The sequence below is a fragment of the Streptomyces sp. YKOK-I1 genome (genome assembly GCF_054660435.1).
The window spans coordinates 5,339,573-5,356,377 of sequence record NZ_BAAGDR010000001.1; the positions used below are offsets into that span (position 1 = coordinate 5,339,573).

General features: G+C 73.4%; 14 protein-coding genes and 2 pseudogenes. 12 read left to right on the plus strand and 4 right to left on the minus strand.

The features are described 5' to 3' along the window. Positions 1-236 precede the first annotated feature (236 nt). From ACYQ8Q_RS23730 to ACYQ8Q_RS23740, 3 genes are read left to right on the plus strand one after another with little or no spacing between them, the layout of a single operon-like run. On the plus strand, positions 237-1,058 hold the full coding sequence (locus tag ACYQ8Q_RS23730) for a DUF5819 family protein (protein WP_460067712.1): 822 nt from the start codon (positions 237-239) through the stop codon (positions 1,056-1,058). Continuing rightward, entirely contained in the window at positions 1,055-2,266 is a 1,212-nt protein-coding gene (locus ACYQ8Q_RS23735; RefSeq protein WP_460067713.1) for an HTTM domain-containing protein, read from the plus strand. Before ACYQ8Q_RS23730 ends, ACYQ8Q_RS23735 begins: the two co-directional genes overlap by 4 nt. A 22-nt stretch (positions 2,267-2,288) precedes the next feature. Beyond that, complete coding sequence (locus ACYQ8Q_RS23740; protein WP_460067714.1) at positions 2,289-3,038, plus strand: TrmH family RNA methyltransferase; 750 nt, start codon at positions 2,289-2,291, stop codon at positions 3,036-3,038. 17 nt (positions 3,039-3,055) lie between these two features. On the opposite strand, the gene paaN is transcribed toward ACYQ8Q_RS23740, so the two are convergent. Further along, positions 3,056-4,765, minus strand: coding sequence for a phenylacetic acid degradation protein PaaN (gene paaN, locus ACYQ8Q_RS23745; protein WP_460067716.1), 1,710 nt, complete (start codon positions 4,763-4,765; stop codon positions 3,056-3,058). A gap of 159 nt (positions 4,766-4,924) precedes the next feature. Here paaN and ACYQ8Q_RS23750 point away from each other — a divergent pair, with 159 nt between their 5' ends. Both ACYQ8Q_RS23750 and ACYQ8Q_RS23755 read left to right on the plus strand, forming a co-directional pair. Continuing rightward, the gene (locus ACYQ8Q_RS23750) at positions 4,925-6,451 is read left to right on the plus strand and encodes a 3-hydroxyacyl-CoA dehydrogenase (RefSeq protein ID WP_460067718.1); all 1,527 of its coding nucleotides are present in this window, start codon (positions 4,925-4,927) and stop codon (positions 6,449-6,451) included. Continuing rightward, positions 6,448-7,038 carry a TetR/AcrR family transcriptional regulator gene (locus ACYQ8Q_RS23755; RefSeq protein ID WP_460067720.1) on the plus strand — a complete coding sequence of 197 codons (591 nt, stop codon included), beginning with the start codon at positions 6,448-6,450 and terminating at the stop codon, positions 7,036-7,038. Before ACYQ8Q_RS23750 ends, ACYQ8Q_RS23755 begins: the two co-directional genes overlap by 4 nt. Here ACYQ8Q_RS23755 and ACYQ8Q_RS23760 read toward each other — a convergent pair whose 3' ends face one another. Then, positions 7,039-7,548, minus strand: a complete 510-nt coding sequence (locus ACYQ8Q_RS23760; RefSeq protein ID WP_460067722.1) for an Lrp/AsnC family transcriptional regulator — start codon at positions 7,546-7,548, stop codon at positions 7,039-7,041. Between the two features lie 176 nt (positions 7,549-7,724). On the opposite strand from ACYQ8Q_RS23760, the gene pdhA reads away from it, so the two are divergent. The 5 genes from pdhA to ACYQ8Q_RS23785 are packed head-to-tail and all read left to right on the plus strand — an operon-like array spanning position 7,725 to position 13,554. Next, on the plus strand, positions 7,725-8,861 hold the full coding sequence (gene pdhA / locus ACYQ8Q_RS23765) for a pyruvate dehydrogenase (acetyl-transferring) E1 component subunit alpha (protein WP_460067723.1): 1,137 nt from the start codon (positions 7,725-7,727) through the stop codon (positions 8,859-8,861). Continuing rightward, positions 8,858-9,862 carry an alpha-ketoacid dehydrogenase subunit beta gene (locus tag ACYQ8Q_RS23770; RefSeq protein ID WP_460067724.1) on the plus strand — a complete coding sequence of 335 codons (1,005 nt, stop codon included), beginning with the start codon at positions 8,858-8,860 and terminating at the stop codon, positions 9,860-9,862. The genes pdhA and ACYQ8Q_RS23770 overlap by 4 nt, the downstream gene beginning before the upstream one ends. Beyond that, a complete protein-coding gene (locus tag ACYQ8Q_RS23775; protein WP_460067725.1) occupies positions 9,862-11,166 on the plus strand; it encodes a dihydrolipoamide acetyltransferase family protein in 1,305 nt (434 codons plus the stop codon). Before ACYQ8Q_RS23770 ends, ACYQ8Q_RS23775 begins: the two co-directional genes overlap by 1 nt. 52 nt (positions 11,167-11,218) lie before the next feature. After that, positions 11,219-12,169 carry an NTP transferase domain-containing protein gene (locus ACYQ8Q_RS23780; RefSeq protein WP_460067726.1) on the plus strand — a complete coding sequence of 317 codons (951 nt, stop codon included), beginning with the start codon at positions 11,219-11,221 and terminating at the stop codon, positions 12,167-12,169. Beyond that, positions 12,166-13,554, plus strand: coding sequence for a molybdopterin molybdotransferase MoeA (locus tag ACYQ8Q_RS23785; RefSeq protein WP_460067727.1), 1,389 nt, complete (start codon positions 12,166-12,168; stop codon positions 13,552-13,554). The genes ACYQ8Q_RS23780 and ACYQ8Q_RS23785 overlap by 4 nt, the downstream gene beginning before the upstream one ends. Before the next feature lie 68 nt (positions 13,555-13,622). On the opposite strand, the gene ACYQ8Q_RS23790 is transcribed toward ACYQ8Q_RS23785, so the two are convergent. Next, the gene (locus ACYQ8Q_RS23790; protein ID WP_460067728.1) at positions 13,623-14,741 is read right to left on the minus strand and encodes a potassium channel family protein; all 1,119 of its coding nucleotides are present in this window, start codon (positions 14,739-14,741) and stop codon (positions 13,623-13,625) included. A 118-nt stretch (positions 14,742-14,859) separates the two neighbouring features. Here ACYQ8Q_RS23790 and ACYQ8Q_RS23795 point away from each other — a divergent pair. Beyond that, positions 14,860-15,492 (plus strand): annotated as a pseudogene (locus tag ACYQ8Q_RS23795) (potassium channel family protein); the annotation flags it as partial. Here the strand turns inward: ACYQ8Q_RS23795 and ACYQ8Q_RS23800 are convergent. Beyond that, positions 15,470-15,679: pseudogene (locus ACYQ8Q_RS23800) on the minus strand (hypothetical protein); the annotation flags it as partial. The pseudogenes ACYQ8Q_RS23795 and ACYQ8Q_RS23800 overlap by 23 nt on opposite strands. A 141-nt stretch (positions 15,680-15,820) precedes the next feature. On the opposite strand from ACYQ8Q_RS23800, the gene ACYQ8Q_RS23805 reads away from it, so the two are divergent. Next, complete coding sequence (locus ACYQ8Q_RS23805) at positions 15,821-16,801, plus strand: NAD(P)H-quinone oxidoreductase (protein ID WP_460067729.1); 981 nt, start codon at positions 15,821-15,823, stop codon at positions 16,799-16,801. The last annotated feature ends 4 nt before the right edge of the window (positions 16,802-16,805 follow it).

The following is a 16,805-nucleotide window of genomic DNA, read 5'->3' on the forward strand; positions in this document are numbered from 1 at the left end:
CCCCTCTGTCTTCCCGTGTCTTCCAGGCTGTCCTCCGGGCCGTCTGCCCGAATCGCTCCCGACCGATCGTTCGGTCTGTGCCATTCCATGGTGGGGCGGCCGTCGTAAGGTGTCAACCGCTGTGGATAACCTGCGGGCGGGGAGGGGCTGCGCCGAACGGGTGGGGCTGAGTACCGTTCGCGATTGCGCGACGCAGCAGGCACGGGAAGTCGACCGGGATCGGGGAACGGGGCGGAATGGACGCGTACGACAAAGGGCCTGACGCCGCACGGGGTCCGGGCTCGGCGGAGGAACCGGAGGCAGGGCCTCCGCCGGCGGCCGTCACGCCCCTCGGCACCCCGCCCCCGCAGGCCCCGCCCCCGGACGGCCCGCCCCCGGACGACCCGCCGCCGCCCGAGTCCCGTACCGGTGTGGCCGCGCTCTCGCCCCGCTACCAGATAGGCGCCGCGCTGGCGCTCGCCGTCGTCGCCGTCGCCGTCTGTGTGCACCTGGGCATGGTGTTCCTGCACGTCGCGCCGTCGAACACGGTGACGAAGACGCACGGCAAGGCGATAGACGAATGGGTCTACCCGGAGTTCGAACAGAACTGGAAGCTGTTCGCGCCGAACCCGCTCCAGCAGAACATCGCGGTCCAGGTCCGCGCCGAGATCCGCACCGACGACGGCCGCTCGCGCACCACCGGCTGGTACGACCTGTCCGCGCAGGACGGCCGGGACATCGACCGCAACATCGTGCCGAGCCACACCCAGCAGAACGAACTGCGCCGCGCCTGGGACTTCTTCACCGCCACCCACGGCTCCGACAACCGCCCCGTCGGACTGCGCGGCGACCTCTCCGAGACCTATCTGCGCCGGATCGTCGAGCTGCGCCTGGAGCGCGGCGGAGCCATGGAGGCGGACGGCGCGGACGGCGCGCTCCAGCGGGTCCAGGTCCGCTCCCGGACCGTCAACGTGACCCCGCCGAAGTGGAGCACGGAGAAGGTGTCGTCCACGCCGGCGTACCGGGTGCTGCCCTGGTGGACGGTACCGGCCGCCGAGGCCCGGGGAGGTGTGTCGTGAACCGCTTCACCCTGACGGTGTCCGCCGCCATCGCGCGCGTGACCGAGTCCGCGCACGGCCCGTACCAGAGCGCCGTGATCCGGATCGGCTTCAGCGCGACCTGGCTGATGTTCCTGCTGCGCGAGCTGCCCCACCGCGCGGAGCTCTACGGTCCCGACGGCCCCTGGAGCTGGATCCTGGCCCGCCAGCTGATCGACACCAACGGCGCGTTCACGGCGCTGATGTGGTCGGACGGACGGGTCTGGTTCGAGCTCGTGTACGCCGTCGCCGTCCTCGCGAGCGCCCTGCTCCTGGTGGGGTGGCGTACCCGGACGATGTCGGTGCTGTTCATGGTCGGCGTGCTCTCGCTGCAGAACCGCAGCGTCTTCATGGGCGACGGCGGCGACAACGTCCTGCACCTGATGTCGATCTACCTGGTGTTCACCCGCTGCGGCCGGGTGTGGTCGCTGGACTCGCGCCGGGCGCGCCGCACCGAGGCGGCACGCGCGCGGGGCGAGCGGGTCACCGACCGGGTGGGGCCCGCCCTGTGGCTCGTCCTCGGCGCCCTGCTGACCACCGTGACGGCCACGGGCGGCTTCCACAGCCAGTGGACGATTCCCGCGCTCCTGTGGGCGGCCTGGGCCGCGCAGGCCCTGTGGTGGCTCGTCGGGCGCCGCACCGGATCGGCGGAGCCCAGGATCCTGCTCGACGTGATCGGCAACATCCTGCACAACGGCGCCCTGGTCGTGATCATGGCCGAGGCGTGTCTGATCTACGCGACGGCCGGCTGGTACAAGATCCAGGGCTCGCGCTGGCAGGACGGCACCGCCGTCTACTACCCCCTGCACCTGGACTACTTCTCGCCCTGGCCCGCGCTCGGCGGCCTGCTGTCGAGCAGCGGCACGATGGTGATGCTGGTGACGTACGGCACGGTCGTCGTCCAGGTCGCCTTCCCGTTCACGCTGTTCAACCGACGGGTGAAGAACGTGCTGCTGGCGGTGATGATGACCGAGCACGCCGCGATCGCCGTGATCCTCGGCCTGCCGTTCTTCTCGCTGGCGATGATCGCGGCGGACGCGGTCTTCCTGCCGACGCCCTTCCTGCGCCGGCTCGGCGCCTGGGCGCTGCGCGCACGGGAGCTGGTGTTCTCGCGCGACGGCCGTGCCCCGGTGCCGCGCCAGCGCACCCCGGAGCACTCCGAGGCCCCCCACGTGGGCTCCCCCACGTAGGCGCCCCACGTAGGCTCCCGACATGACCGACCCCGTCAGCACCTGGCACCGTCTGGCCGACTCGCACGTCCTGCTGGACGGCTTCCACGCCCTCAAGCACGCCGTGCGCTTCGGGGCGGGGGTGCCGGTCGCGGTCACCGCCGACCGGCCGGCAGCGCTCGCCCTGGCCGACGAGCTCGCCCCGGACGTACGGGGCACCCTGGACGCCCTGCTGACGGAGGTCCCGGAGAGCACATACGCCGCGCTGGTGCCGCGCCCGCATCCCACGGCCGTGGCCGCCCTGGCCGTACGGCCCGCCCGCGCGGCCCAGCTGGCGAGGCTCGCGCTGCTGCCGCGCACCGCGCCCGTCGTGGTCCTCGACCACCCGCGCAACCTGGGCAACGCGGGGGCGGTGATCCGGCTGGCCGCCGGTTTCGGGGCGACCGGCGTGGTCACCACCGGCACGCTCGACCCCTGGCACCCGACCGTCGTGCGGGGTGGGGCGGGGCTGCACTTCGCGACCGCCGTGGAGCGGCTGGTCGTCGGCGAACTGCCTGCGGGGCCGGTGTTCGCCCTCGATCCGGAGGGCGACGACCTACGGGGCGTCAAGCTCCCCGACGACGCCCTCCTGGCCTTCGGCTCGGAACGCACCGGGCTGTCCGCCGACCTGCGCGCCCGCGCCGACCACCTGCTGTCCCTGCCGATGCGCCCCCAGGTCTCCAGCTACAACCTGGCGACGAGCGTGGCGATGACGCTGTACCACTGGAGCTGTGGCGGGACGAGCGCCCCGTAGGGCCTCGTCCCGACCTCTCAGGCGTCCCGACGCACCTCGACCACCCGGAACCGGTTCGCCACGAACGCCCCGTCGCACAGGGCGGAGTTGGCCGCCGGGTTGCCGCCCGACCCGTGGAAGTCGGAGAACGCGGCCGTCTGGTTGACGTACACCCCACCGGTGAGGTTGAGCGACAGCTGCGCCGCCTCCGCCAGGCAGACCTCCTCGACGTCCCGCTCGAACGCCGGGTCGGTCGTGTACGCCCCGACCGTCATCGCCCCCTTCTCCCGCACCGTCCGCCGCAGCAGCGCCAGCGCGTCCGCGGCGGAGTCGACGGCGACGGCGAAGGAGACCGGCCCGAAGCACTCGCCCATGTAGGCGGCCTCGTCGTCCGCCCCCTCCCAGTACTTCCGCGCCCCGTCCAGCTTCACGATCACCGGTGTGCGCACGACCGCGTCCGGGAACTCCGGGTGGGCCACCTCGCGGGAGGCGAGGGCGACCTCGCCGAGGCCGGCGGCGGCCTCCAGCCGGGCCTTGACGTCCGGGTTGACGATGGCGCCGAGCAGCGCGTTCGCGCGCGCGTCGTCGCCGAGCAGGCCGTCGACGGAGCGGGCGAGGTCGGCGACCACCTCGTCGTAGGTCTTGGGGCCCTCGTCGGTGCGGATGCCGTCCCGGGGGATCAGCAGGTTCTGCGGGGTGGTGCACATCTGGCCGCTGTACAGGGACAGCGAGAACGCCAGGTTGGCGAGCATGCCCTTGTAGTCGGCGGCGGACTCCACGACGACCGTGTTGACGCCGGCCTTCTCGGTGTAGACCTGCGCCTGCCGGGCGTTGGCCTCCAGCCAGTCGCCGAAGGAGGTCGAACCCGTGTAGTCGATGATCCTGATCTCGGGGCGGGTGGCGAGCTCCTTGGCGATGCCCTCGCCCGGGCGCTCGGCGGCCAGGGCGACCAGGTTCGGGTCGAAGCCGGCCGCGGCGAGCACCTCGCGGGCGACGCCCACGGTCAGCGCCAGCGGCAGCACCGCGCGCGGGTGGGGCTTGACCAGGACCGCGTTGCCGGTGGCCAGGGAGGCGAACAGGCCCGGGTAGCCGTTCCACGTGGGGAAGGTGTTGCAGCCGATGAGCAGGGCGATGCCGCGCGGGACGGGCGTGAAGGTCTTGGTCATCGCGAGCGGGTCGCGCTTGCCCTGGGGCTTGCTCCACTCCGCCGTGCCGGGCGTGCGGACCTGTTCGGCGTACGCGTAGGCCACGGCCTCCAGGCCGCGGTCCTGCGCGTGCGGGCCGCCCGCCTGGAACGCCATCATGAACGCCTGGCCGGAGGTGTGCATGACCGCGTGCGCGAACTCGTGCGTCCGGTCGGCGATCCGCTTGAGGATCTCCAGGCAGACCACCGCGCGGACCTCCGCGCCCGCCTCGCGCCAGGCGCGCTGTCCGGCCGTCATGGCGGGCAGCAGCACGTCCACGTCCGCGTGCGGGTAGGTCACGCCCAGGGCGATGCCGTAGGGGGAGATCTCCTCGCCCACCCAGTCGTCGGTGCCGGGCTGGCCGAGGTCGAGACGGGTGTTCAGGAGGGCGTCGAAGGCGGCCTTTCCGGCGGCCGCGTCCAGGCTGCCGTTCTCCCCGTAGGCCTTGGGGTGCTCCGGGTGGGGGGACCAGTACGCGCGGGTGCGGATCGCTTCCAGGGCCTGGTCGAGGGTGGGCCGGTGCTGGGCGATCAGATCGTGCGCGGTCGGTTCGGCGGCGGCCATGCGGGACCAACTCCTCGTCTTGAGAACTCTCCGTCGAGCTCGTGACCTGGCGGAAACCTGGGCAGGAGCTGCCAGTCAGGGCTAGAGTAACCGAACGATCGGTCGGGACAAGGGGGCCTGCCGCATCTGTGGAAAACCCCGTGCGGGAGGATCGCGCACATGACAGCACTCGACCTCAGCAGCCCCGTGGCCGTCGTCGGCACCGGCACCATGGGCCAGGGCATCGCCCAGGTCGCGTTGGTCGCCGGCCACCCCGTACGGCTGTACGACGCCGTCCCCGGCCGGGCCCGGGAGGCGGCCGCCACGATCGGCGCCCGCCTCGACCGGCTCGTGTCGAAGAACCGTCTCGCCGCCTCCGACCGGGACATCGCCCGCGCCCGTCTGACGGCCGCGGAGAGCCTCGCCGACCTCGCCGACTGCGGACTGGTCGTGGAGGCCGTCCTGGAGCGACTGGAGGTCAAGCAGGAGCTCCTGCGCCAGTTGGAGGACGTGGTCGGCGAGGACTGTCTGCTCGCCACCAACACGTCCTCCCTGTCGGTGACGGCCATCGGCGGCGCCCTGCGCAACCCGGGCCGTTTCGTGGGCCTGCACTTCTTCAACCCGGCGCCGCTGCTGCCGCTGGTCGAGGTCGTCTCCGGGTACGCCACCGACGTCACGTCGGCCACGCGCGCGTACGAGACCGCGCGCTCCTGGGGCAAGACCCCGGTCGCCTGCGCCGACACCCCCGGCTTCATCGTCAACCGCATCGCGCGGCCCTTCTACGCCGAGGCGTTCGCGGTCTACGAGGCGCAGGGCGCCGACCCGGCCACCATCGACGCGGTGCTGCGGGAGTCCGGCGGGTTCCGGATGGGCGCCTTCGAGCTGACCGACCTGATCGGGCAGGACGTCAACGAGTCCGTCACGCACTCGGTGTGGCAGTCCTTCTTCCAGGACGTGCGCTTCACCCCCTCGCTCGCCCAGCGCCGCCTCGTCGAGTCCGGCCGCCTCGGCCGCAAGACCGGCCACGGCTGGTTCGACTACCGCGACGACGGCGCGGCGGCGGAGAGCGCCGAGCCGCACACCGCCGAGAAGCACCAGGCGCCCGCCTACGTCCTCGCCGAGGGCGACCTGGGCCCCGCCGCCGAGGTGCTCGCGCTGATCCGCGAGGCGGGCATCCAGGTCCGTGCGGACGAGGAGGACCACGGCACCCGGCTGGTGCTGCCCGGCGGCGGCCAGCTCGCCCTCGCCGACGGCCAGACCTCCGTGGAGTTCCGCGACGTCGTCTACTTCGACCTCGCCCTCGACTACCGCAAGGCCACCCGGATCGCCCTGTCCGCCTCCCAGGACACCTCGCCGCAGACCCTGTCCGAGGCGATCGGCCTGTTCCAGGCGCTCGGCAAGGACGTCAGCGTCATCGGCGACGTCCCCGGAATGATCGTCGCGCGGACGGTCGCCCGGATCGTCGACCTCGCGCACGACGCCGTCGCCAAGGGCGTCGCCACCGAGGAGGACGTCGACACCGCGATGCGGCTCGGCGTGAACTACCCCCTCGGCCCCTTCGAGTGGAGCCGGCGCCTCGGCCGCATGTGGGCCTTCTCCCTCCTGGACGACCTGCACGACCGCGACCCCTCGGGCCGCTACGCGCCGTCCCTCGCCCTGTACCGGCACTCCTTCGCCACCGAGAAGCGGGAGGGCGGCGCCTCATGACCACCGCCAAGCGCGACACGTACACCCCGGAGACCCTGCTCTCCGTCGCCGTCCAGGTGTTCAACGAGCGCGGCTACGACGGCACGTCCATGGAGCACCTCTCCCGGGCGGCCGGCATCTCCAAGTCGTCGATCTACCACCATGTGGCCGGCAAGGAGGAACTGCTGCGCCGGGCCGTCAGCCGTGCCCTGGACGGTCTGTTCGGGATCCTCGAGGAGGAGCACGCGTGCGTGGGGCGCTCGGTGGAGCGCCTGGAGTACGTCGTACGGCGCATGGTCGAGGTCCTCATCGGTGAGCTGCCGTACGTCACGCTGCTGCTGCGCGTGCGCGGCAACACCGACACCGAGCGGTGGGCCCTGGAGCGGCGGCGCGACTTCGACCACCGGGTCGCCGACCTGCTGAAGGCGGCCGCCGCCGACGGGGACGTGCGCGGCGACGTGGAGGTGCGGCTCGCCACCCGGCTGGTCTTCGGGATGATCAACTCGATCGTCGAGTGGTACCGGCCCGGCGGCCGGGGGATGGCCGAGGGCGACGTGGCCGACGCGGTGGTGCGCATGGTCTTCGCCGGTCTGCGCACCGAGCACTAGCTAGCTCTGCGGTTCCAGGTCCTCCTCCTCGAACACCAGCAGCGTGCGGGTGCTGAGCACCTCGGGGATGGCCTGGAGCCGGGTCAGCACCACCTCGCGCAGCGCCCTGTTGTCGGGTGTGTGCACCAGCAGAAGGACGTCGAAGTCGCCCCCGACGAGGGCGATGTGGGAGGCGCCGGGCAGCTGGCGGAGCTGCTCGCGCACGGTCCGCCAGGTGTTCTGCACGATCTTCAGGGTGATGTACGCGCTCGTCCCCTGACCCGCGCGCTCATGGTTGACCCGGGCGCCGAACCCCCGGATGACACCGTCCTCGACGAGCCGGTTGATCCGCGCGTAGGCGTTGGCCCGCGAGACGTGCACCCGTTCGGCGACCGACCGTATCGAGGCCCGGCCGTCCGCCTGGAGCATCTGGAGGATGTCCCGGTCGATGGCGTCGAGCGGCCGGGCCGGGGGCGGCTCCTGCGCGCTCTCCCCGCTCTCCGGGTACTCGGCCATTTGTTCACGCGCCATGTCCCCCCGCCTCTCCGCCATGGACGACCTGCATCCATCTCAGGTTGTGGAGAACCGTTTGTCCACAGCCTGAGGGTGCCTGTAGCCAAAATGTGCCGACGACCGAACAATCGGTAGGTGAGGCGGGTCACAAGCCGACCCGCCTCCCTGAGCCGCTCCCACGAGGAGGTGCCGTCATGACGGTCATGGAGCAGCGGGGCGCGTACCGGCCGACCCCGCCGCCCGCCTGGCAGCCCCGCACCGACCCCGCGCCGCTGCTGCCCGACGCGGAGCCCTACCGCGTTCTCGGCACCGAGCGGGCCGCGAAGGCCGATCCGGAGCTGCTGCGGCGGCTGTACACCCAACTGGTGCTCGGCCGCCGCTACAACGCGCAGGCCACCGCCCTCACCAAGCAGGGACGGCTCGCGGTCTACCCGTCCAGCACCGGCCAGGAGGCCTGCGAGGTGGCCGCCGCGCTGGCTCTGGAGGACCGCGACTGGCTGTTCCCCAGCTACCGCGACACCCTCGCGGTCGTCGCCCGCGGGGTCGACCCGGTCGACGCGCTCACCCTGCTGCGCGGCGACTGGCACACCGGCTACGACCCGTACGAGCACCGGGTGGCCCCCCTGTGCACCCCGCTCGCCACCCAGCTCCCGCACGCCGTGGGCCTCGCGCACGCCGCCCGCCTCAAGGGCGACGACGTGGTGGCGCTCGCCCTGGTCGGCGACGGCGGCACCAGCGAGGGCGACTTCCACGAGGCGCTGAACTTCGCCGCCGTCTGGCAGGCCCCGGTCGTCTTCCTCGTCCAGAACAACGGCTTCGCGATCTCCGTACCGCTCGCCAAGCAGACCGCCGCCCCCTCCCTCGCCCACAAGGCCGTCGGCTACGGCATGCCGGGCCGCCTGGTCGACGGCAACGACGCCGCCGCCGTGCACGAGGTCCTCGCCGACGCCGTGCGCCGTGCGCGCGAGGGCGGCGGCCCCACCCTCGTCGAGGCCGTCACGTACCGCATCGACGCCCACACCAACGCCGACGACGCCACCCGCTACCGGGGCGACGCCGAGGTCGAGACCTGGCGCGAGCACGACCCGATCCGGCTGCTGGACCACGAGCTCACCACGCGCGGACTGCTCGACGACGACGCCCGGCAGAGCGCGCGGGACGCCGCCGAGACGATGGCCGCCGACCTGCGCGCCCGGATGAACCAGGACCCGGCCCTGGACCCGATGGACCTCTTCGCCCACGTGTACGCCGAGGCCACCCCGCAGCTGCGCGAACAGCGCGCCCTGCTGGAGGCCGAACTCGCGGCGGAGCAGGAAGGCGCCCACCGATGACCACCGTCGCCCTCAAGCCCGCCACCATGGCGCAGGCCCTCACGCGCGCGCTGCGCGACGCGATGGCCGCCGACCCGGCCGTGCACGTACTGGGCGAGGACGTGGGCACCCTCGGCGGTGTCTTCCGGGTCACCGACGGGCTCGCGAAGGAGTTCGGCGAGGACCGCTGCACCGACACCCCGCTCGCCGAGGCCGGCATCCTCGGCACCGCCGTCGGCATGGCCATGTACGGACTGCGCCCGGTCGTGGAGATGCAGTTCGACGCCTTCGCCTACCCTGCGTTCGAACAGCTCATCAGCCATGTCGCCCGGATGCGCAACCGCACCCGCGGCCGGATGCCGCTGCCGATCACGATCCGCGTCCCCTACGGCGGCGGCATCGGCGGCGTCGAGCACCACAGTGACTCCTCCGAGGCCTACTACCTGGCGACCCCGGGGCTCCACGTCGTCACGCCCGCCACGGTCGCCGACGCCTACGGCCTGCTGCGCGCCGCCATCGCCTCCGACGACCCGGTCGTCGTCCTCGAACCCAAGCGGCTCTACTGGTCCAAGGACACCTGGAACCCCGAGGACCCGCAGCCGGTCGACCCGATCGGACGCGCCGTCGTGCGCCGCTCCGGCAGCAGCGCGACCCTGATCACCTACGGCCCCTCGGTGCCCGTCTGCCTCGAAGCCGCCGAGGCGGCCCGCGCCGAGGGCTGGGACCTCGAGGTCGTCGATCTGCGCTCCCTGGTGCCCTTCGACGACGAGACGGTCGCCGCGTCGGTGCGCCGCACCGGGCGCGCGGTCGTCGTCCACGAGTCGGGCTCCTTCGGCGGCCCCGGCGGGGAGATCGCGGCCCGGGTCACGGAGCGCTGCTTCCACCACCTGGAGGCGCCGGTGCTCCGGGTCGCCGGCTTCGACATCCCGTATCCGCCGCCGATGCTGGAGCGCCACCACCTGCCCGGCGTCGACCGCATCCTGGACGCCGTGGCACGGCTGCAGTGGGAGGCCGGGAACTGATGGCACAGGTGCTGGAGTTCAAGCTGCCCGACCTCGGTGAGGGACTCACCGAGGCGGAGATCGTGCGCTGGCTCGTCCAGGTCGGCGACGTCGTCGCCGTGGACCAGCCGGTCGTCGAGGTCGAGACGGCCAAGGCGATGGTCGAGGTGCCCTGCCCCTACGGCGGGGTGGTCACCGCCCGCTTCGGCGAGGAGGGCACCGAACTGCCCGTCGGCGCCCCGCTGATCACGGTCGCGGTCGGCGCCCCGGCCTCCGGCGGCCCGGCCGAGGGCTCGGGAAACGTGCTGGTCGGGTACGGCACCTCGGAGGCACCCGCGCGGCGCAGGCGGGTACGGCCGGCACAGTCCCCGCACGCCGCGCAGCCGACCTCCGTCGCATCCGCCGAGGCCACGCCCGCCGCCCCGGCCACGGAGCCCGGGGGGCCGGTCGCCGTGATCTCCCCCCTGGTGCGGCGCCTGGCCCGGGAAGGCGGGCTGGATCTGCGGGAGCTGAAGGGCTCGGGCCGTGACGGGCTCATCCTGCGCGCGGACGTGGAGAACGCCCTGCGGGCGGCGGTGGCCGCGCCCGAACCCGCCCTCGAACCCTCGCCCGCCCCCGCGCCCTCCACCCTCACCGGCGGGCATCGCATCCCCCTCAAGGGCGTCCGGGGCGCCGTCGCCGACAAGCTCTCCCGCAGCCGTCGCGAGATCCCCGACGCGACCTGCTGGGTGGACGCCGACGCGACCGGGCTGATGCGAGCCCGCGCAGCGATGAACGCCGCCGGCGGCCCGAAGATCTCCCTCCTCGCGCTGCTGGCCCGTATCTGCACCGCCGCCCTGGCCCGGTTCCCGGAGCTGAACTCCACCGTCGACCTCGAGGCGCGGGAGATCGTCCGGTTCGACCAGGTGCACCTGGGCTTCGCCGCGCAGACCGAGCGGGGGCTGGTCGTGCCCGTCGTCCGCGACGCCCACGCCCGGGACGCCGAGGGGCTCACCGCGGAGTTCGCCCGGCTCACCGACGTGGCCCGGGACGGCCGGCTCACCCCCGCCGACCTGACCGGCGGGACCTTCACACTGAACAACTACGGGGTGTTCGGCGTCGACGGCTCCACGCCGATCATCAACCACCCCGAGGCGGCCATGCTGGGCGTCGGCCGGATCGTGCCCAAGCCGTGGGTGCACGAGGGCGAGCTGGCCGTGCGTCAGGTGGTGCAGCTCTCCCTCACCTTCGACCACCGGGTCTGCGACGGCGGCACCGCCGGAGGCTTCCTGCGGTACGTGGCGGACTGCGTGGAACAGCCCGCGGTGCTGCTGCGCACCCTGTGATCACGCGGCTCCCCGCGTTCCCTGTGATCGAGGAGGCCCTCATACTCAGGGGGTGACCTCGTTCGAACCCCCCGGCACCCCCGGAGGCCGTCCACCGGGGCCGGCCGCCGCGTACGACGCCGTCGTGCTCGCGGGCGGCGGCGCCCGGCGTCTCGGCGGCGCCGACAAGCCGGGGGTGCGCGTGGGCGGCCGGGCGCTGCTGGACCGGGTGCTCGCCGCCTGCGCCGACGCCCGCACCAGCGTCGTGGTCGCCGATCCCCGGCCCACCGCCCGGCCCGTGCGCTGGGCGCGCGAGGAGCCGCCGGGCGGGGGTCCTCTGGCCGCGCTCGACGCCGGACTGCGCCGCACCACGGCCGACGACGTCCTCGTCCTCTCCGCCGATCTGCCCTTCCTCGCGGCCGGCACCGTACGGCGGCTGCTGGCCGCCCTGCGCGCGGGCACCGCGGAGGGCGCGCTGCTCACCGACGCCGACGGCCGCGACCAGCCGCTCGTCGCCGTGTACCGGACCGCCGCCCTGCGGCGTGAACTGGCGCCGCTCGGCGCCGCCCCCGGCGGCCTCACGGGGCTGCCCCTGCGCCGGCTGACCGCCGGACTCGACCTCATCCGCGTCCCCGACCCCGTCGCGTCCTTCGACTGCGACACCTGGGACGACATCGCCACCGCCCGGGCCCGCATCAGGGAGCATGACCACGTGTTGGACGAATGGATTTCCGCAGTCAAGGACGAGCTGGGCATCGACCTGGAGGTCGACACCGGTGTGCTCCTCGATCTCGCCCGGGACGCCGCCCACGGCGTGGCCCGGCCCGCCGCGCCGCTGACCACCTTCCTGGTCGGGTACGCCGCCGCGCAGGCCCAGGGAGGCCCCGAGGCCGTCGCCGAGGCCTCCCGCAAGGCAGCCGCCCTGGCGCTGCGCTGGGCGAAGGAGGCGGAGGAGGCGAAGGCGGCCGGTCCCGACGGCTCCGCCGCCGCCCGGCCCGGCGACACGGCACCGGACGCCGGATGACCCGCCGCGGCATCCGTGAGGGCCGGGACACCCAGGCCCCCGATGCCGAGGGCTTCGACGTCGAGGAGGTGCTCGCCCTCGTGAACGACGGCAAGGGCCCCACGCACGGCCCCCCCACCCCGGATGCCGCCCACCGGGCGCCCTCCGCGGCTCCTCCGGCCGACCGTCACGGCCACCGGCACCACGCCACCGCCTGGCCCGAGGCCCGCGCCGTCGCCGCCCGTGCGGCCCGGTCCCAGGCCGTGCGCCGCGACCCCGTCTCCGTGACCCTCGGCGACGCCCTCGGGCTGGTCCTGGCCGGCCCGCTGACCGCCCTCACCGACCTGCCCTCCTTCGACACCTCCGCGATGGACGGCTGGGCCGTGGCGGGCCCTGGCCCCTGGCGGGTCCGGGACGCGGGCGTGCTGGCGGGCAGCACCGCGCCCGAACCCCTCGCCGACGGCGAGGCCGTCCGGATCGCCACCGGCGCCCGGATCCCCCCGGACACCACGGCGGTCCTGCGCAGCGAGCACGGCCGCACCGACGCCCAGGGCCGGCTGCACCCGACCCGGGACATGAGCCACGGCCAGGACATCCGGCCCCGCGGGCAGGAGTGCCGCAGCGGCGATCAGCTGCTGCCCGCCGGTGCGGTGGTGACCCCGGCCGTCCTCGGCCTCGCCGCGGCCGCCGGGTACGACACCCTGTCCGCCGTGCCGCGGCCCCGGGCCGAGGTCCTCGTGCTGGGCGACGAACTGCTCACCGAGGGCCGCCCGCACGACGGACTCATCCGGGACGCGCTCGGCCCCATGCTGCCGCCGTGGCTGCGGGCCCTGGGCGCCGAGGTCGTCGCCGTGCGGCGGATCGGCGACGACGAGAAGGCCCTGCACAAGGCCGTCAGCAGGTCCTCCGCCGACCTGATCCTCACCACCGGCGGCACCGCCTCCGGCCCGGTCGACCACGTCCATCCCGTCCTGCGCCGCATCGGCGCCGAACTCCTCGTGGACGGCGTCCAGGTGCGCCCCGGACACCCCATGCTGCTGGCCCGCACCCAGGACGAGCAGCACCTGGTCGGTCTGCCGGGCAACCCCCTCGCGGCCGTCTCCGGGCTGCTCACGCTCGCCGAGCCTCTGCTGCGCACCCTGTCCGCCCGTCCGGCCCCGGAGCGGTACGCGCTGCCCCTGCGGGACGAGGTGCACGGGCATCCCCAGGACACCCGGCTCGTTCCGGTGGTGATGCGCGGCGACCATGTCGTCCCGCTGCACTACAACGGTCCGGCGATGCTCCGGGGCGTCGCGGCGGCCGACGCGCTGGCCGTCGTACCGCCCGGGGGAGCGCGGGCGGGTCAGCGGACGGAGCTCCTCGACCTGCCCTGGGCGGCGGCCGGGGTCGCGGCCTGTTTCACGTGAAACAGGCCCGCCGGTTTCACGTGAAACAAACCGGGTGTTTCACGTGAAACACCCGCATGGCGGCCCCGTCACACCTGTTCGGGCGCCGGAACGGCCCGGCGGACCGTGATCACCCGGTCCCCCTGCTGGAGCTGGGTGAGCCGGGGGTCGGCGTAGTCGAGCAGCTGCCGGCCCCGTACGACGGCCACGACCAGGTCCACGGAGCTGCGCGGCGACTGCCCTTCCTCGCCTTCGGTGACCGGGCGTTCGAAGAGGGACAGCCCGCTGCCGAGGGTCATCAGGTCTTCCAGGGTCTTCGCCACGGTCGGGCTGACCATCGAGACGCCGAGCAGCCGTCCCGCGGACGAGGAGCTGGTGACCACGGTGTTCGCGCCGGACTGCCGGAGCAGGGGCACGTTCTCGTCCTCCCGGGCCGCCACCACGATCGTGGCGCGCCGGTTGAGCTGCCGGGCCGTCAGCGTGACCAGGGCGGCCGTGTCGTCGCGTTGCGGGGCGACGATCACCCGGGAGGCATGCTGCACCTCCGCCCGTCGCAGCACCTCGCTGCGGGTGGCGTCCCCGGTGATGGCCACCAGCCCGTCGTCGCCGGCCGCTTCGGTGGCCTTGCGCTGGGTGTCCACGACCACGATCCGCTCCTTGGCGATGCCCTGCCCGACGAGTGTCTGCACCGCGTGCCGGCCCTTCGTGCCGTATCCGACGACCACGACATGGTCCCGGGTGCGCATCCGCCAGCGGTGGATGCGGACCTGTTGCCGGGTGCGCTCGGTGAGCACCTCCAGGGTGGTGCCGACCAGGATGATCAGGAACAGCACGCGCAGCGGGGTGATGACGAGGATGTTGACCAGCCGGGCGGTGTCGCTCACAGGGGTGATGTCGCCGTAGCCGGTGGTGGAGAGGGTGACCGTGGCGTAGTAGGCGGAGTCGAGGAGGTCCACGGACCCGTCGGAGTTGTCGTTGTAGCCCTCGTGGTCGGCGTAGACGATCAGGGTGGTCAGGGCCAGCACCAGCAGGCCCATCGCGAGGCGGCGCAGCACCTGCTGGAGCGGGGGTGCGCCGACGTTCACCGGCATGGTGATGGAGCGCCCCGCCTCGGCGTCGTCCCGGGCCTCGCGGCGGGAGCGGTACCAGAGGGACCTGACGAGAGAGAGCCGCACCGGCCCGGTGGGCTGTCGTTCCTGGTCCTTCATCGCGTGCCCCCTGTGGCCGTGATCCGATCGATGGGCACCATGGTTCCCGGCGGGTTCCCACCCGTCATGAAGCAACACGGTCCCAGGGCCCGTGTCCGTTCCCGCACCGGAGGTCCCCTTGCGCGACCACATTGTCGTCGTCGGCTTCGGTACGAAGGGCAGGTCCGCGATCCGGACGGCCTGTGCCTCGGGGCTGCGCAAGGACCAGGTCGTGGTGATCGACCCCAGCTCCAAGGCGATCGACGCGGCGACCGCCGAGGGCTACGAGGGCGTGGTCGGGGACGCCACTCGCAGTGATGTGCTGCGGCGGGCGGAGGTGCAGCGGGCCGGGAAGATCGTCATCGCCACCCAGCGCGACGACACGGCCGTCCTGGTGGCGCTGACGGCCCGCCAGCTCAACCCGGCCGCGAAGATCGTGGCCGCGGCGCGCGAGGAGGAGAACGCGCCGCTGCTGAAACAGTCCGGCGCCGATGAGGTCATCACCAGCGCCGGGGCGGCAGGACGGCTGCTGGGGCTCAGTGTGCTCAGCCCGTCGGCCGGTCTGGTGATGGAGGACCTGATACAGCAGGGCAGTGGGCTGGACCTCGTCGAGCGGACCGTGACCAAGGCGGAGGCGGGCCGCGGTCCGCGCGAGACGGACGACCTGGTGGTCAGTGTCGTCCGCGGCCACCGGGTGCTCGCCTACGACGATCCCGCCGTGGGCGTCCTGGAGCTGACGGACCGGCTGATCACGATCGTGCGCGTCGACTGAGCGGCCGCGCACCGGCCCTGCGTCCCCTGCGGTTGCACAGCCGCATGGTGATCGGCCCGAAGACGAGCACGAACAGCCCGGCCCACCCCAGCGACCAGGCGATCTCGGCGACCGGCCGGTCCCCGGCCATCAGACCCCGTACCGCCGACGACAGAGGGGTGACCGGGCTGTTGTCGACGAAGGCCTGGGGGCGGCGAGACGCCCGTGTACATCGTGATCATCACGACCGGCATCACCAGGATGCCCGGCAGCAGGCCGAACCCATCGGTGATCGCACGCCGATTTCCCGGGGGATGCCGTGCCGGGGGCGCGGGGTAGCGTCGCCTTCATGCATGCGATCACGATTCCCGAACCTGGTGGTCCCGAGGCGCTGGTGTGGGACGAGGTCCCCGATCCCGTGCCCGCCGAGGGCGAGGTCCTGGTCGAGGTGGTGGCCGGCGCCGTCAACCGCGCCGACATCCTGCAACGGCAGGGCTTCTACGACCCGCCGCCCGGCGCCTCCCGTTACCCCGGCCTGGAGTGCTCCGGCCGGATCGCCGCACTCGGCCCCGGAGTCTCCGGCTGGTCCGTCGGCGACGAGGTGTGCGCGCTGCTCTCGGGCGGCGGATACGCCGAGAAGGCCGCCGTCCCGGCCGGGCAGCTGCTGCCCGTGCCCGAGGGCCTCGACCTCCGGCAGGCCGCCGCGCTCCCCGAGGTGACCTGCACGGTCTGGTCGAACGTGTTCATGGTGGCCCAGCTGCGCCCCGGCGAGACCCTGCTCGTGCACGGCGGCTCCAGCGGCATCGGCACCATGGCGATCCAGCTGGCCAAGGCCGTCGGCGCCAGGGTCGCGGTGACCGCCGGCACCAAGGAGAAGCTGGAGCGCTGCGCCGAGCTGGGCGCGGACATCCTGATCGACTACCGCGAGCAGGACTTCGTCGCCGAGCTGAAGGCGGCCACCGGCGGTGCGGGCGCCGATGTGATCCTCGACAACATGGGGGCGACGTACCTGGACCGCAATGTCCGCAGCCTCGCCGTCAACGGCCGGCTCGCGATCATCGGCATGCAGGGCGGCATCAAGGCCGAGCTGAACATCGCGGCGCTCCTGACCAAGCGCGCCGCGATCAGCGCGACCTCGCTGCGGGCCCGTCCGCTCGCGGAGAAGACGGCCATCGTCGCCGCCGTGCGCGAACACGTCTGGCCCCTCCTCGAGGCGGGCCACGTCCGTCCCGTCGTCGACCGGGAGATCCCGATGAGCGACGCGGCCGCGGCGCACCGGGTCGTCGAGGAGAGCGGCCACGTGGGCAAGGTGCTGCTGGTCGTGCCGTAGCGGG